We start from the raw sequence: 15,132 nt of genomic DNA, 5'->3' as shown, positions 1-15,132 counted from the left end.
CCCGCCGCCGAAGCCGCCGGAACCCCCGGGGGCGCCGCCGCCCTGCGCACCGCCTCCGAAGAGGTCGCCCAGGTCGAAGTTGAAGTTGCCGCCGCCCGCGCCGCCCGGCCCCGGGCGGTAGCCGCCGTTGCCGAAGAGGGAGCGGGCGTCGTCGTACTCCTTGCGCTTCTTGGGGTCACCGAGGATGTCGTGGGCCTCGGAGATCTCCTTGAAGCGCTCCTCGGCCTTGGCGTTGCCCTTGTTGGCGTCCGGGTGGAACTCGCGGGCGAGCTTCCGGTACGCCTTCTTGATCTCGGCCTCGGTGGCGTCCTTGGGCACGCCGAGGACCTTGTAGTAGTCCTTCTCGATGAAGTCCTTGGTGCTCATCCTCGACGTCCCTCCTTCCGCCCGGTCTCTGCGTCAGCTACGTCAGCCCTCTTCAGGGCCGTTGTCCTTCTCGTCGCCGGCCTCGGACTCGTCCTCGGCCTTGACCGCCTGCGCGCCGGGCTGCGGCTCGGCCACGGCCACCCGCGCGGGGCGGATGGTGCGCTCACCGATGCGATACCCGGGCTGCAGGATCGCCACGCAGGTCGTCTCGGTGACGTCCGGCGCGTACGAGTGCATGAGGGCCTCGTGGATCGTCGGGTCGAAGGGCTCGCCCTCCTTGCCGAACTGCTGCAGTCCCATCTTCGCCGCGGCCGTCTCCAGCGACTCCGCCACCGACTTGAAACCGCCGACGAGTTCCCCGTGTTCCCGCGCGCGGCCGATGTCGTCGAGCGTGGGCATCAGCTCGGTCAGGAGGTTCGCCACGGCGATCTCCTTGACCGCGATCCGGTCGCGCTCGACCCGGCGGCGGTAGTTCTGGAACTCGGCCTGGAGCCGCTGAAGGTCCGCGGTGCGCTCTTCGAGCGCCTTGCGCACCTGGTCCAGCTGGGCCGTCAGACCGGCGATCTGAGCACTTGATGCGTCCCCGGCCGGGGCCGCCCCCTCCCCACTACCGGAGGAGGAGGCGGCCTGCGGCTCGGCGTCGTCGGGGGTGGCGCCGGAGGGGACGTCGGGCTTCTCTTCGAAGCCCGGGGTCTCCTCCGTCACGCGGCACCGTCCTTGCGCTCGTCGTCCACGATCTCGGCGTCCACCACGTCGTCGTCCGCCTTGGGCGCCTCGGCACCCGGGGCGTCGCCGCCCGCGGCCTGAGAGGCCTGGGCGTCGGCGTACATGGCCTGGCCGACCTTCTGCGAGACCGCGGCGACCTTCTCGGTGGCGGTGCGGATCTCGGCGGTGTCCTCGCCCTTCAGCGCGGCCTTCAGCTCCTCGACGGCGGCCTCGACCTCGGTCTTGACGTCGCCGGGGACCTTGTCCTCGTTGTCCTTGAGGAACTTCTCCGTCTGGTAGACGAGCTGCTCGCCCTGGTTGCGGGACTCGGCGGCCTCGCGGCGGCGGTGGTCCTCGTCCGCGTACTGCTCGGCCTCCTGGCGCATCCGGTCGACCTCGTCCTTCGGCAGCGAGGAGCCGCCGGTGACGGTCATCTTCTGCTCCTTGCCGGTGCCGAGGTCCTTGGCCGTGACGTGCATGATGCCGTTGGCGTCGATGTCGAAGGAGACCTCGATCTGCGGGACACCACGCGGGGCCGGCGGCAGACCGGTCAGCTCGAACATCCCGAGCTTCTTGTTGTACGCCGCGATCTCGCGCTCGCCCTGGTAGACCTGGATCTGCACGGAGGGCTGGTTGTCCTCGGCGGTGGTGAAGATCTCGGACCGCTTGGTCGGGATCGTCGTGTTCCGCTCGATCAGCTTGGTCATGATGCCGCCCTTGGTCTCGATACCGAGGGACAGCGGGGTGACGTCGAGGAGCAGGACGTCCTTGACCTCACCCTTGAGGACACCGGCCTGGAGGGACGCGCCGATGGCGACGACCTCGTCCGGGTTGACGCCCTTGTTGGCGTCCTGGCCGCCGGTGAGCTCCTTGACGATCTCGGCGACGGCGGGCATACGCGTGGAGCCACCGACGAGGACGACGTGGTCGATCTCGTTGATGGAGATCCCGGCGTCCTTGATGACGTTGTGGAACGGCGTCTTGCAGCGCTCCAGCAGGTCGGCCGTCAGCTGCTGGAACTGAGCGCGGGTGAGCTTCTCGTCCAGGTGCAGCGGGCCCTCGGCGGACGCCGTGATGTAGGGCAGGTTGATCGAGGTCTCGGTGGAGCTGGACAGCTCGATCTTGGCCTTCTCGGCAGCCTCGCGCAGACGCTGCAGGGCCATCTTGTCCTTGCCCAGGTCGACGCCGTGACCGGCGGCGAACTGCTTCACCAGGTAGTCGACGACCCGCTGGTCCCAGTCGTCACCACCGAGGTGGTTGTCGCCGTTGGTGGCCTTCACCTCGACGACGCCGTCGCCGATCTCCAGGAGGGACACGTCGAAGGTGCCGCCACCGAGGTCGAAGACGAGGATCGTCTGGTCGTCCTTGTCGAGGCCGTACGCCAGCGCCGCGGCGGTCGGCTCGTTCACGATGCGCAGGACGTTCAGGCCGGCGATCTCGCCGGCCTCCTTCGTCGCCTGGCGCTCGGAGTCGTTGAAGTAGGCCGGGACGGTGATGACCGCGTCCGTGACCTTCTCGCCCAGGTAGGCCTCGGCGTCGCGCTTCAGCTTCTGCAGGATGAAGGCGCTCATCTGCTGCGGGTTGAAGTTCTTCCCGTCGAGCTCGATCTTCCAGTCCGTGCCCATGTGGCGCTTCACGGAACGGATGGTCCGGTCAACGTTCGTGACCGCCTGGCGCTTGGCCACCTCTCCGACGAGCACCTCGCCATTCTTGGCGAAGGCGACGACGGACGGCGTGGTCCTGGCGCCCTCTGCGTTGGTGATGACGGTGGGCTCGCCGCCTTCAAGAACGCTGACGACGGAGTTAGTCGTGCCCAGGTCGATGCCGACCGCACGTGCCATGGTTGATTCCTCCAGCAATGACTTGAGTGGAACGGACTCAAGTGTGCACGACACTCACCGCTGGGTCAACAGAGCTGAGTCGAGCAGGCTCAACTCTTATCCGTTCCTTACACGCAACTGCGCCCTGACCTGCGTCGACGTGGCCCGCCGCACCCCGTAGACAGAGACTTTCAGCAGTCCGAGTACGACGACCAGGGCCCCGCCCGCCACCCACATCACGGCGGATTCACCCGCCCACCCGTTGTGCACGAGCACCCCGACGAGCACTCCGGAGAACCCCGCGATCGAGAGCAGCACCACCGCCCCCTGCGGAGTGAGCCCCAACCGCCGCAGCCGGTGCGCGAGATGGTCCGGACCGCCCCGCAGCAGCGCCCGCCCGGCCAGCCGCCGCGACAGGAGCACCAGTACGGCGTCGGCGCTCGCGACGGCGGTGAGCGCGAACAGCACGCCCGCGCTGGACGCGAGATCGTGTCCGCTCCGGGTGACCACGGCCGCCGAGGCGAGCACGAACCCCGTGAACAGCGACCCGCAGGCGCCGAGCGCGATCCGCGCGGGATGCCAGTTGTGCATCAGGAACCCGGTGAGCGCGGCGGCCAGCACACTCAGCAACACCGCGAGCCCGTCCATCACTTCCATCGCGGCACAGGCCCCCACCCCGAAGGCGGTGACCACCCCCACGGTCCCGGCCAGCCCGTCGGCGTGGTCGAGCCCCTTGAAGGCGGCGGCGACGAACACGATCCAGGCCGCGGCCAGCAGCCCGCCGGGCACCCCGATCTCCCCGTACGGCACGACGCAGGCCGCCGCCACCGCCGTACCGAGGACCAGGAACCGCGTCTTGAGCCGCCACACGTCGGCGACGAGCCCGAGCGCGGCCACGGCGGACCCGGCGACCAGCAGACCGCCGACGTCTTCGCCAAGCGGCGCGACACCGGTCCAGTCGCACCCCCAGGTCACCGACGCGACGGCGATCACGACGGCCAGTCCCCCGAGCAGCGGTACCGGGCGCGTGCGCCGCCGCCGGTCGACGATCCGGGCGCGCAGGGCGGGCACCCGGAGCAGTGCGGCGAGCAGGGCGGAGAGGAGGAGGGCGGTCGTGGCGGCGAGAATCCCGTAGAGCACGGTTCTAAATTAGACGCAAATGTACCAATTCAGTACGAATAACACGATCGGACCGTCACAGGTTTTTAAGGCGACCCTCAGCGACATAGATCACCGCACCGCTGGCTACAGTGCGACAGAGAATGGGGGTAATCTCGGTCGGACCGATTAAGTTACCGCTTAGTAATGTTCTGGGTTCGGTAATGACCCCTCGCAGGCCCGAGGAGCCCTGAAATGCAACTCGCCGCGATCATCGTGTCGCTGGTTCTGATCGTGGTCGGTGTGGCGCTGTTCGCCCGTGCCGTCCTGCAGATCTACACCTTCATGCGACTCGGCCAGAACGTGCCCGCGGGCACCCGCACCGACGAGCCCGGCCGGCGCACCGTCACCGTGGCCAAGGAGTTCCTCGGGCACACCCGGATGAACCGCTGGGGCGTCGTCGGTGTCGCGCACTGGTTCGTGGCGGTGGGCTTCTTCTCGCTGCTGCTGACGATCGTCAACGCCATCGGCCAGCTCTTCCAGGCCGACTGGCTGCTGCCGGTCATCGGCGAATGGGCGCCGTACAACGTCTTCGTCGAGTTCATCGGCACCATGACGGTCCTCGGCATCCTCGCCCTGATCGTGATCCGCCAGCTGAGCAAGCCGAACAAGCCGGGCCGCAAGTCCCGCTTCGCCGGCTCCAACTTCGGCCAGGCGTACTTCGTCGAGGCCGTCATCCTCATCGTCGGCGTCTGCATCTTCATGCTGCACGCGCTCGAAGGCGCCCAGCACCACGTCGACGCCTACGAGGCGTCCTTCTTCATCTCGTACCCCGTGGTGTCGGGCCTGGAGCACCTGGACGTCTCCACACTCCAGAACCTCACGTACCTCTTCGCCGGCGTGAAGATCGCGACCTCCTTCATCTGGATGATCACGGTCGCCCTGAAGACCGACATGGGCGTGGCCTGGCACCGCTTCCTGGCGTTCCCGAACATCTGGTTCAAGCGCAACGCGGACGGCGGCACCTCGCTGGGCGCCCTGCTCCCGATGACGTCCGGCGGCAAGCCGATCGACTTCACCGACCCGGGCGACGACGACGTCTTCGGCGTGTCGCAGGTCGAACAGTTCTCCTGGAAGGGCCTGCTCGACTTCTCCACCTGCACCGAGTGCGGTCGCTGCCAGTCGCAGTGCCCCGCCTGGAACACCGGCAAGCCCCTCTCCCCCAAGCTCCTCATCATGTCCCTCCGGGACCACGCGCACGCCAAGGCGCCCTACCTGCTCGCCGGCGGCGGCAAGTCCATGGAGGGCGAGGAGAAGGCGACGGAGGAGCAGCTGGCAGGCGTACCGGCCGCGGCCCTCGCCGAGGCCGAGCGCCCGCTGATCGGCACGCTCGAAGAAAACGGCGTCATCGACCCGGACGTCCTGTGGTCCTGCACCACCTGCGGCGCCTGCGTCGAGCAGTGCCCGGTGGACATCGAGCACGTCGACCACATCGTCGACATGCGCCGCTACCAGGTGATGATCGAGAGCGCGTTCCCGTCCGAGGCGGGCACGATGCTCAAGAACCTGGAGAAGAAGGGCAACCCCTGGGGGCTGGCCAAGAAGCAGCGCCTGGAGTGGCTCAAGGAGGTCGAGTTCGATGTCCCGGTCGTCGGCCAGGACATCGAGGACCTCACCGAGGTCGAGTACCTGTACTGGGTCGGCTGCGCCGGCGCCCTCGAAGACCGCGCCAAGAAGACGACGAAGGCCTTCGCGGAACTCCTCCACATCGCCGGCGTCAAGTTCGCCATCATGGGCGGCGACGAGAAGTGCACGGGTGACTCCGCCCGCCGCCTCGGCAACGAGCCCCTCTTCCAGGAGCTCGGCATGGAGAACGTCATGGCGCTGAACATGGCGTTCGGCGAGGAACTGGACGACGACGGCAAGGTCGTGGCGGAATCTGCGAAGCCCAAGTCGGCCAAGAAGATCGTCGCGACCTGCCCGCACTGCCTCAACACCATCGGCAACGAGTACCCGCAGCTCGGCGGTGACTACGAGGTCATCCACCACACCCAGCTGCTCCAACACCTGATCGACGAGGGCAAGTTGATCCCGGTGACGCCGGTGGAAGGTCTGATCACCTACCACGACCCGTGCTACCTGGGCCGCCACAACAAGATCTACACGCCCCCGCGCGAGATCATCGCCAGCGTCCCGGGCCTCCGCAACGAGGAGATGCACCGCCACAAGGAACGCGGCTTCTGCTGCGGCGCGGGCGGCGCGCGCATGTGGATGGAAGAGCGCATCGGCAAGCGCATCAACAACGAGCGCGTGGACGAGGCCCTTTCCCTGAACCCGGACATCGTGTCCACGGCCTGCCCCTTCTGCCTGGTCATGCTCACTGACTCGGTCAACGGCAAGAAGAACGACGGCAAGGCGAAGGAGTCGATCCAGGTGGTCGACGTGGCACAGCTGCTCCTGGACTCGGTCAGGACGCCGGCCGACGACGAGCCCCCCGCGGGCACCGCGGAACCGGAGAACGCCCCGGAACCCCAGCCGGTCAAGTAACAACCGGCCGGTCCGCTACGACGACGCCCCGCACCCTCACCGGAGGGCGCGGGGCGTCGTCGTCCCGTCAGTCGTCCCCGATGGTCCCCACGGACGTGAAGACGTACACGAGGAGGACGAGGATGAAACCGCCCCCGGCGAACAACTCCTCCGGCAGGCTCGCCTCGTCCCCCAGGAGGAACGGGCGCCAGCCCAGGAACACGGCCACGATCAGGGCGGCACGCACCGTCTGGACCCCAGGTGCCCAGGCCAGCCGCTGAAGGGCCCCGGGCCCGGCCGTGAAGGTGAACACGGCGGCCAGTACGCACCCGATGACCATGACGAGCACGAAGGCGACCAGGGCGTCCCTGCCGTCCGCCCCGCCCGAGAAGGCACTCCAGCGACCCCCGGCGAGCGCGCGCAGATCCTTGCGCTCATGCACGTATCCGCCCAGCTCAGGCGCCGACGGAGCCCACAACACCTCGACCTCGGTACCGGCGCGCGGCTTGTCGAAGGTATAGGCCCCCTTCACGGCGAGCCGCTCCGAACCGCCGGACACGGCGACCACCAACCGTGCCGAATAACCCCGTACGACGTCCTCGCTCAGGTCCTCCCGCACCCCGCCCGGCCGCTCCACGACGGTCGCGCTGCTCACCCTCGCGCCGGCGTCCCGCAGGGCATCGACCCGGTCGTCACGACTGCCGGCGGCCAGCAGCCCGACGAACAGCGCCGCGGAGGCGAAGCCCACGAGAAGCCACACTGCGCAGCTACGGCCCCTGATCCAGCCCCGGGAATCCAGATGGCGCCCGAGAACGTAGCCCAACGGCGGGCGCCGGCGGCCGAGAACTTCCGGTCCCAGCCGGTCGTACGATGCCCAACTCCCCCCGCCATGCGCCTTGTTGAGGGAAACTCCGCCTCCGGACAGCCCGAGCCGCCGCACCCCCCACAATGCCCCCGCCCGGACCACGGCACACCCCGCGGCGACGGCTCCCCACACCAACAGCGCGTTCCACGGCCGCGGTACGCCCCCGACGCCGAGCAGCCACGCGCAGGCGACCGCGACGGCGACCCACCCCACCAGCCCGCACAGCCGCACGGTCCACACCAGCACAGCACGCACAAGCCCCACCCCCCTGTTCCCCCGGCCCCTGATCCCCCAGCGGCCCCATGGTGTAGCGCACTACACCACGCATTCGGGAGAACGGTCCCTCGTGACGGCGAGCACGCGACGGAATCGTAGAGGCCAGAGATCACGCCCCTCCGATCTCCCCTCCTCCCCGCCGATCCCCGAAGGAAATCCCGTGAAGTCGTTCATCGCCAACCTGCTGCTGTGGTCGTTCTTCATCGGCGGCCTCGCCGCGAGCACGGCCTCCGGCGCCGTGCTCGACGGTACGGCGAAGACCGCGGCGACCTTCGCCGGTATCGCCATCTCGATACTGACGGGCTCACGTATCGCGAAGAAGCCGAAGATCAAGGCGTTTCTGTCGAAGACGTCGACCCTGTGGTTCCTGTTCCTGTTCAACGGCGGTGTGGCCGTGGCCAGTTACTTCGCCATGGACGGCGCCAAGGGCATCGCGACGGCGGCCGGAATGGGCCTGGTCTCCCTGGGCGCGGCGGGCGGCCTGATCACCAACCTCCGCAGGGGTCCGGCCAAGACATCACCCCGAACGTCGGCGGACGACCCCTGGGCCTGACGGTCCGATCCGCAGTCACCCACACCGAACCCGCCCCCGAAAGGCTTCCCATGACCGCGCATCGCTCCCGTGTACGCCGTACGGCCACCCTTGCCACCACAGTGGCCGCCGCCGCGCTCACCGCCGGACTCCTCACGGCCTGCGACCCCACCGACACCTCGGCTCCCAACTCGCTGGACTGCCTCCAGAACTGGAACACGATCTCCGACAGTCTCAAGGCGATCCACGAGGCCGGAGTGAACGCGGCGAAGGACCCGACCCGCACCGACGAGTCCATCACCACGATCGACAAGAACCTCGACAAGATCAACGCGGACTCGGACGACAGCAAGGTCAACAAGGCGGTCGACGACCTGGACAAGGCGATCTCCGACTACAACAAGGCGATCCTGAACGGTGACACGAACCCGGATTCCAGCAAGATCGACGCGGCAGCGGACGAACTCAAGAACGTCTGTACGTCATGACGCGGCAGTGGACGTGGCTTCACAAGTCACCGTTGGGCCACTCGCTTCTTTGTCAGTGTCGGGCTTCCACGGCCCGAGTAAAGGGCGCTCCCTGCGGTCGCGTCGCCTGCGGCGATTCCGCTGCGCTCCACCCTTGACTCGGTCCGCTCCAGCCCGTTTGAGAAGCGAGCGAGCGGCCGGGAAGAATGGGGGTCCCAGGTCCGCCGGCCCCTCACGTCGGCTGCGTCCGCAACCGGCGGAGCGGGACGCGACCGCGCCTCGCCAGCACGCCACGTCGGCTCAGCGGCCAACCGCCGGTGGGGGGACGGAGGGGGTCTCCAGAGTGTGGGTGTCAGACTAACCACTCACAACCCCCATGACAGGTTAGAAAAGACCCCACACCCCAGAGACCCCCCACCGGCCGTTGGCCGCTAAGCCCACCCGGCGTGCAGGCGAGACGCTGACGCGCCCCACCACACCGGCCGGCAACGCAGTACAGGCAAGGGACTGACAGACCTCGGCCCCCCATTCCTCCCGGCCGCTCGCTCGCTTCTCAAACGGGCTGGAGCGGACCGAGTCAAGGGTGACCCGGAGGGTCATCGCCGCAGGCGACGCGTAGCGAAGCGGAGCGCCCTTTACTCGGTCCGCTCCAGCCCGACACTGACAAAGAAGCGAGTGGCCCAACGGCGACTTCTCCGTCTCAGGGCCACAGCAACACCTTCGCCCAGCCCCGCTCCTCCCGGACATAACTCAGGCGAACGTGCCGTCGTAGCGCATCCCCCTGAAAGAACTCAGCCTCGTCAGGGAAAACGCGGTACAGGGTCCAGGACGGCACCGGTGTCTGCGGCTCGCGTTGGGCGAGTTCCCAGGCCGATTCAGAGGTCCGGGTCAACTCCTCCAGGGACGGGAGGACTTCGCTCTGGTGGCCGGTCAGTGCCGCTGCCAGGGCACCCGTCGAGCGGGCGTGCAGGTCGGACTGGGATTCGTCGGGAGTGGCAGGGAAGACCGGGCCGCGCAGGCGGATCTGGCGGCCCAGGCGAGGCCAGTAGAAGGAGAGGGCGGCGTACGCGAAGTTCTTCAGCTGGTAGCCCTTGCGGCTCGTGGCGTGGGTCGCGAAGGACCAGCCCTCCATGTCCGCGCCGTGCAGCATCACCATCCGTACGTCCGGGAGACCCTCGTCGTCCCTCGTCCCCAGTGACATCACGTGCGGCTCCGTCTCTCCTGCCTCCACCGCCTCCGCGAACCACGTGGTGAAGAGGGCGAGGGGGGTGTCCGGCGCCGTCGTCGGGTCGAATGACCGTAGTTCGGTCGTCTCGGGGGCCCATACCCGCAGTGACTTCAGTAGTTCGTGGAGATCCGTTCCCGTTCCCGTTCCCTTTGCCATGGGGCGAGTATCACCTTTGCCCGTTGTCGTGTCCGAAGTCGTATGCGGTGAAGTCCGCGACCGGGCGGTACCCGATCCGCTGGTAGAGGGCGTTGCTGGTCGGGTTCGCGAGGTCGGTGAAGAGCAGTACCTCGGCCGCACCCGCCTCGCGCGCGGCCCGGCTGACCTCCGCCGTGGCGGCGCCGGCGTATCCGCGGCCCCGCAGGTCCGCCGGTGTGTAGACGGGGGCGACGCGGATCTGGCCGGCCACCTTCGCCGTGACTCCGGCCATCGACACCGGTGTTCCGTCCGAGGTCTCCCAGAGCGTGACGCCGCCGTAGGAGATGCGTGCGTCGGCCCATTCGGCCGAGCCGATCATGGCGCCGCGCTCGCCGATCGCCTCCACGAACTCGCCGTGCCAGCGCATGAGTTGTTCGCGGTCCTTTGCCACCGCGACTCTTGGGCGGCCCGGAGGGGAGGGGTGGGGGATCGTCAACTCGGCCAGGCGGTAGAGGCGTTGGCGGACGCTGATCTCGGGTACGGCTCCGGTCCGTCGTCGCCATGCCTCCGCGAAGGTGGACGCCGTGTCCTGTTCGGCCATGATGCCGGGCAACTCGATGCCCCGGTCGACGAGTTGGGCTGCCAGCGCTTCGGCCTCGGCGGGGGTGAGGCGGGTCGGCATGAGACGGCCGGGAGGCGTGCGGAAGAAGGTGGCCGTGACGGTGCCGTCGTGTTCCAGGACACCGAACTGCGGGTCGCCGTCGCCGTAGATGTGCGTTCCGCGTCTGCGCAGTGCGTCCGTCACCGTCAGCTGGAGGGTGTGGGGTGCGGGGCGGGACTGGAGGAAGTCCCCTGCCAGACCCAGGAATTGGTCGAGGTCCGCGGTGATGTGCCAGGAGGGGGTCGTCATAGTTCTGTCTCCGGGTCGGTCGCCAGGCGGCCGTGCAGGTGGACGTCGCGGAACGCGTCGCGTCGGCCCGATTCGAACATCGCCCCGCGCAGTGTTCCCTCGGCGGGGAAGCCGCAGCGTTCCGCGATGCGGCAGGAGGCCTGGTGGCCGAGGGCGTGGCCGAGTTCGAGGCGGTGCAGGCCCAGGTCGGTCAGGGCCCAGCGGGCGGCGAGGGTGAGGGCGCGGGTCGCCACGTGCCGGCCGCGCGCCTCGGGGAGGGTCCAGTAGCCGACGCGGGCGACGCGGATGACGTGGTCGATGTCGTTGACGCCGATGTGTCCGAGGGTCGTACCGTCGGCCGCGTCCATGACGCGGAACGAGGCGCTGACGCCGTCCTGGGCGCCCTCTGCGCGGGAGCGGAGCGAGTTGCGGGCGCTGGTCAGGTCCGTGATCGGGTGGAGCGGGGTGTTCCAGCGCTGGAAGTCGGGGTCGGACACTCCGCGCAGCCAGTCCTCGACGTCGGTGTCGTCGTCGGCGTCCCAGAGGCGCAGCCGCAGTCCGTGGCCGGTCAGTTCGGGCAGCGGGTGCTGGAGGGACCGCTCGCGTATGTGGGCCATCGCGCCATTGAATCAAGTGCCCCGTGCACCGGGTGTGTCATTTTCCGCCGGCCGGAATCCTGAAGACCGGTACTCCGTCCCGGAACACCGCCTCGACCGGCGTCCCGGCCCGCGGTTCGGCCGGCCCGGAGTCCACCAGTTCGGTCATCATGCGCGGGCCCTCCGCGAGATCGACGACCGCGGCGACGTACGGCACCCGTTGTCCGAAGGGCGGCAGGTCGTTGCGGTGGACGACGGACCAGGTGTAGAGCGTGGCGTGGCCGCTCGCGGTCTCCCAGGTGACGTTCTCGCTCCAGCAGTGGGGGCAGAACTCGCGCGGGTAATGGTGGGCCCGGCCGCAGTCCGCGCAGCGCCGGATCAGCAGCCTGCCCTGGCCGGCCGCGTCCCAGTAGGTCCGGGAGAACGCGTCGGTCTCGGGAAGGTCGAAGCGCGGCTCGCCGGTCATCGGAACCATCCCAGCGCGTCGTCCAGCGACCACACCTGCCAGGACATCGCGAAGAGTGCCACGACCGAGATGAGCGCCATCATCGCGTTCTGCCCCTGCTCCGCCCAGTCGTGGATCATGAGGGTGAAGTAGAGGACGTTGAGGAGCAGGCCCCCGACGAGGGCGACCGGGGTGAGGAATCCCGCGACCAGGCCCAGGCCGACGGCGAGTTCGGCGTAGACGACGACGTACGCCATCGTGCGCGGGCGTGGGGCGACCATCACGTCGAAGCCCGAACGGACCGCGGTCCAGCGGTGTTTGGCGGCGACGTCGGCGGCCCAGGCGATGCCGGTGCCGCGTTCGAACCAGGCTTTCTTGTCCTTGTGCCGCCAGCTCTCCAGCCACCACAGGCCGAGTCCTATGCGGAGGACCGCGAGCCATTCCGCTCCGTCGAGCCAGATCGCATCCATGAATCTGACGGTACGTCAGAAGCTGAGGAAAGCCGAGAGGGGGCCATGAAAATCCTGTGCACGGACCGTGCCGCTGTGCGCCTGCCATGAATCCCGGCAGATTGTTGACGATTTTGTTCGCCGCCGATTACGTTCGCAAGCGCAAGGCCAGGAAGCGGTCCAGAGGACGCGGTCAGGAACGGTCAGGAAGACGAGAGGCAGCACGGTGAAGCACAGGGCAGTGAAGCGCAGGACGGTAGTCATGGGCATCGGCGCCACCGCCGGTGTCGCGGCGGTCGGCGGCATCGCGCTCAGCGCGAACGCGAGCGACTCGAAAACGTCGTCCTCCTCCTCGGACGCCCTGGTCTTCGACCCGGACGCCTACACGAAGCTGACGACGACCGTCACGGACACCGACAACAACGATCACTCGGTGACCTACCACTTCTGGAAGGCGATCACGTACGTCGCCAAGCCGGTCGACGCCACCTACCAGTCGCTGAACGTCAGCGTGCCGGTGGAGATCGACGGCACGGCCGTGGACGCGACCAACGCGCCGATCCTCTTCGCGAACTCCGTCGGCGGCTACATGCCGTCCTCCGTGGCGGACGCCACCGGGATCGGCGGCGGCAGCGCGTCCATGGGCCCCGGCGCCGGCACGCCCAGCGGTGCGGCCTCGTCCTCCGCCGGCCCGGCCCCCAGCGCCTCGGCCTCCAACGCCACCGGCGCGACCAACGGCACCGGCGGCGCCCTCTCCACCAACCAGCTTCTCGCCCTGGCCGCCGGCTACGTCGTGATCGAGCCCGGCGCCCGCGGCCGTACCCTCAAGAACTCCAGCGGCGAGTACTACGGCACCGCCCCGGCCGCGATCGTCGACCTCAAGGCCGCCGTCCGGTACGTCAAGTCCAACAAGGGCCGCATCCCCGGCAACGTCGAGCGGATCGTCTCGGCCGGTACGAGTGCCGGTGGCGCGCTGTCCTCGCTGCTCGGCGCGTCCGGTGACAGCCCGGTCTACGACAAGTACCTCAAGGAGCTGGGCGCGGCCGACGCCTCCGACGCGATCTTCGCGACCGGCGCCTGGTGCCCGATCACCGACCTGGAGCACGCGGACGGCGCCTACGAGTGGAACTGGGGCGCCAACGACCTGAGCACCGGCAAGCTCGTCGACCAGACGGTCTCCAAGGCGCTGCAGGCGCAGTTCGCCGAGTACCAGGCCGGCCTGAAGCTGCGCGGCCTCGGCGGCTTCGGTCCGCTGAACGCCCGTAACCTCGACGAGTACATGGTCGAGCAGTACCTGGAGCCGTCGGCGACCACATACCTCGCCGCCCTGTCGGACTCCGCCCGCGAGACCTATCTGAAGGCCAACACCTTCATCACCTGGTCCGGCGGCAAGGCCACCTTCACCTGGGCCGACTTCCTCACCCACGTCGGCGCCCGCAAGAAGGACACCCCGGCCTTCGACGCCTTCGACCTGTCGGCCGGCGAGAACAACGAGTTCGGCACGGGGACGACGCTGGCCCGCCACTTCACGGCGTACGGCGCGAAGAACGACTCAACGGGCCTCAGCAGCAAGCGGGTTGCGAGCGACATCCCCGCGAAGCTCGACCTGATGAACCCGATGCACCACCTGGTCGGGAAGGTGAACCCGAACCGCTCCAAGCACTGGTGGATCCGCCTGGGCACCAAGGACTCGGACACCTCGCTGACGGTCGCCGCCAACCTCGCCGCCCGCCTCGACAACCTGGGCGACGACGTGAACCACATCTACTACTGGGACGAGGGCCACGGCTCCAACACCGACCCGGGCGACTTCATCACGTGGATCGCCCAGGTGACGGGCCACAAGGCCAGGCGCGGCAAGTAGCCCCCGGCCTCCGGTAGGCCCCCAAGGACGCGGTGCCGGTTTCCCGTCATAAATTCCGGTCACCGCTTCACGACGCCGAGCCCCTCCGCGCACGTTGCGGGCTCGGCGTCGTGGCTTTTCCCACGGTCCTCACAACCAGACGCCCTACGTCACCGGCCGCACCCAGTCCTCCACACCCGTGATCAATCCGCAACCAATTCCGGTCTTGACCGAGACCCATCAACGTGGGACGTGATTACGCTCGCGCTCATGGCCGACTCCACAGCGTCCCCGACCCCGGTGCCGCAGAACCACGCAGACCGCCCCGTGTACGTCATCGGCGGCGGCCCCGGCGGTCTCGCCGCCGCGTACGCGCTGCGCGCGCAGGGCATCCGTGCCGTCGTACTGGAGAAGTCGGACCGGGTCGGAGCGTCCTGGCGCGGGCACTACGACCGCCTGCACCTGCACACCACCCGGCGGCTCTCGGGTCTGCCGGGCCTCGCGATGCCGCGCCGTTTCGGGCGCTGGGTCTCGCGGGACGACGTGGTGCGCTATCTGGAGAAGTACGCGGAGGTCCACGAGCTGGAGATCGTCACCGGTGTCGAGGTCTCCCGCATCGAGCGCTCGGCCGACGGCACCGGCTGGCTGCTGCACGCCACGGGCGGCCGTGAGCTGACCGGCCGCGCGGTCGTCGTCGCCACCGGCACCAATCACACCCCCCGGCTGCCGGACTGGCCCGGCCGCGACACCTACACCGGCGAGCTCCTGCACGCCGCCGACTACCGCAACCCGCAGCCGTACGCGGGCCGGGACGTCCTGGTCGTCGGCGTCGGCAACACGGGTGCGGAGATCGCGGTCGACCTGGCGGAGGGCGGCAGATCGGAAGAGCGTC

General features: G+C 68.8%; 15 protein-coding genes. 5 read left to right on the top strand and 10 right to left on the bottom strand.

What is annotated here, in order from left to right; translation table 11 throughout:
• From R6V09_RS27745 to R6V09_RS27730, 4 genes are all read right to left on the bottom strand, one after another.
• The coding region (locus R6V09_RS27745; RefSeq protein WP_317884169.1) for a DnaJ domain-containing protein at positions 1–366 on the bottom strand (366 nt) is incomplete at its 3' end.
• Between the two features lie 42 nt (positions 367–408).
• Complete coding sequence (gene grpE, locus R6V09_RS27740) at positions 409–1,071, bottom strand: nucleotide exchange factor GrpE (RefSeq protein ID WP_317884168.1); 663 nt, start codon at positions 1,069–1,071, stop codon at positions 409–411.
• Positions 1,068–2,912 carry a molecular chaperone DnaK gene (gene dnaK / locus R6V09_RS27735; RefSeq protein WP_317884167.1) on the bottom strand — a complete coding sequence of 615 codons (1,845 nt, stop codon included), beginning with the start codon at positions 2,910–2,912 and terminating at the stop codon, positions 1,068–1,070. Before dnaK ends, grpE begins: the two co-directional genes overlap by 4 nt.
• A gap of 96 nt (positions 2,913–3,008) precedes the next feature.
• Positions 3,009–4,031, bottom strand: a complete 1,023-nt coding sequence (locus R6V09_RS27730; RefSeq protein ID WP_317884166.1) for an MraY family glycosyltransferase — start codon at positions 4,029–4,031, stop codon at positions 3,009–3,011.
• Positions 4,032–4,244: 213 nt separating this feature from the next.
• Here R6V09_RS27730 and R6V09_RS27725 point away from each other — a divergent pair, with 213 nt between their 5' ends.
• Positions 4,245–6,536 (top strand): (Fe-S)-binding protein, encoded by a 2,292-nt coding sequence (locus tag R6V09_RS27725; RefSeq protein WP_317884165.1) that lies wholly within the window; start codon positions 4,245–4,247, stop codon positions 6,534–6,536.
• Positions 6,537–6,603: 67 nt separating this feature from the next.
• Here the strand turns inward: R6V09_RS27725 and R6V09_RS27720 are convergent, their stop codons facing one another.
• Positions 6,604–7,635, bottom strand: coding sequence for a hypothetical protein (locus R6V09_RS27720; protein WP_317884164.1), 1,032 nt, complete (start codon positions 7,633–7,635; stop codon positions 6,604–6,606).
• Between the two features lie 181 nt (positions 7,636–7,816).
• Here R6V09_RS27720 and R6V09_RS27715 point away from each other — a divergent pair, with 181 nt between their 5' ends.
• Positions 7,817–8,209 (top strand): hypothetical protein, encoded by a 393-nt coding sequence (locus tag R6V09_RS27715; RefSeq protein WP_317884163.1) that lies wholly within the window; start codon positions 7,817–7,819, stop codon positions 8,207–8,209.
• A gap of 50 nt (positions 8,210–8,259) precedes the next feature.
• Positions 8,260–8,676, top strand: coding sequence for a hypothetical protein (locus R6V09_RS27710; protein ID WP_317884162.1), 417 nt, complete (start codon positions 8,260–8,262; stop codon positions 8,674–8,676).
• Positions 8,677–9,355: 679 nt separating this feature from the next.
• On the opposite strand, the gene R6V09_RS27705 is transcribed toward R6V09_RS27710, so the two are convergent.
• Genes R6V09_RS27705 through R6V09_RS27685 form a run of 5 tightly spaced genes read right to left on the bottom strand, consistent with a single transcriptional unit; the run spans position 9,356 to position 12,418 of the window.
• Complete coding sequence (locus R6V09_RS27705; protein ID WP_317884161.1) at positions 9,356–10,039, bottom strand: pyridoxine/pyridoxamine 5'-phosphate oxidase; 684 nt, start codon at positions 10,037–10,039, stop codon at positions 9,356–9,358.
• Between the two features lie 10 nt (positions 10,040–10,049).
• A complete protein-coding gene (locus R6V09_RS27700) occupies positions 10,050–10,928 on the bottom strand; it encodes a GNAT family N-acetyltransferase (protein WP_317884160.1) in 879 nt (292 codons plus the stop codon).
• Positions 10,925–11,524, bottom strand: coding sequence for a GNAT family N-acetyltransferase (locus R6V09_RS27695; protein ID WP_317884159.1), 600 nt, complete (start codon positions 11,522–11,524; stop codon positions 10,925–10,927). Before R6V09_RS27695 ends, R6V09_RS27700 begins: the two co-directional genes overlap by 4 nt.
• A 37-nt stretch (positions 11,525–11,561) precedes the next feature.
• Positions 11,562–11,969: a Zn-ribbon domain-containing OB-fold protein gene (locus R6V09_RS27690; protein WP_317884158.1), complete on the bottom strand. Its 408-nt coding sequence runs from the start codon at positions 11,967–11,969 to the stop codon at positions 11,562–11,564.
• Positions 11,966–12,418, bottom strand: coding sequence for a DoxX family protein (locus R6V09_RS27685; RefSeq protein WP_262063399.1), 453 nt, complete (start codon positions 12,416–12,418; stop codon positions 11,966–11,968). Before R6V09_RS27685 ends, R6V09_RS27690 begins: the two co-directional genes overlap by 4 nt.
• A 241-nt stretch (positions 12,419–12,659) precedes the next feature.
• Between R6V09_RS27685 and R6V09_RS27680 the strand changes: the two genes are divergently transcribed.
• Together R6V09_RS27680 and R6V09_RS27675 are read left to right on the top strand one after the other, a co-directional pair.
• Positions 12,660–14,261: a subtype B tannase gene (locus R6V09_RS27680; protein ID WP_317884157.1), complete on the top strand. Its 1,602-nt coding sequence runs from the start codon at positions 12,660–12,662 to the stop codon at positions 14,259–14,261.
• Between the two features lie 249 nt (positions 14,262–14,510).
• On the top strand, positions 14,511–15,132 hold a 622-nt coding region (locus R6V09_RS27675; RefSeq protein WP_317884156.1), incomplete at its 3' end, for a flavin-containing monooxygenase.

It is taken from the genome of Streptomyces sp. W16 (assembly GCF_033194735.1).
Taxonomy (GTDB): Bacteria; Actinomycetota; Actinomycetes; order Streptomycetales; family Streptomycetaceae; genus Streptomyces.
The sequence above is the reverse complement of the archived record's forward strand: the minus strand, read 5'-3'. Positions and strand labels throughout refer to the sequence as shown.

What these genes read in the sequence shown, in the direction of transcription:
- R6V09_RS27690 (WP_317884158.1), bottom strand. Translation starts at nt 11,969, where the DNA reads ATGACCGGCGAGCCGCGCTTCGACCTTCCCGAGACCGACGCGTTCTCC.
- R6V09_RS27700 (WP_317884160.1), bottom strand. Translation starts at nt 10,928, where the DNA reads ATGACGACCCCCTCCTGGCACATCACCGCGGACCTCGACCAATTCCTG.
- R6V09_RS27705 (WP_317884161.1), bottom strand. Translation starts at nt 10,039, where the DNA reads ATGGCAAAGGGAACGGGAACGGGAACGGATCTCCACGAACTACTGAAG.
- R6V09_RS27685 (WP_262063399.1), bottom strand. Translation starts at nt 12,418, where the DNA reads ATGGATGCGATCTGGCTCGACGGAGCGGAATGGCTCGCGGTCCTCCGC.
- R6V09_RS27680 (WP_317884157.1), top strand. Translation starts at nt 12,660, where the DNA reads ATGGGCATCGGCGCCACCGCCGGTGTCGCGGCGGTCGGCGGCATCGCG.
- R6V09_RS27725 (WP_317884165.1), top strand. Translation starts at nt 4,245, where the DNA reads ATGCAACTCGCCGCGATCATCGTGTCGCTGGTTCTGATCGTGGTCGGT.
- R6V09_RS27710 (WP_317884162.1), top strand. Translation starts at nt 8,260, where the DNA reads ATGACCGCGCATCGCTCCCGTGTACGCCGTACGGCCACCCTTGCCACC.
- dnaK (WP_317884167.1), bottom strand. Translation starts at nt 2,912, where the DNA reads ATGGCACGTGCGGTCGGCATCGACCTGGGCACGACTAACTCCGTCGTC.
- R6V09_RS27695 (WP_317884159.1), bottom strand. Translation starts at nt 11,524, where the DNA reads ATGGCCCACATACGCGAGCGGTCCCTCCAGCACCCGCTGCCCGAACTG.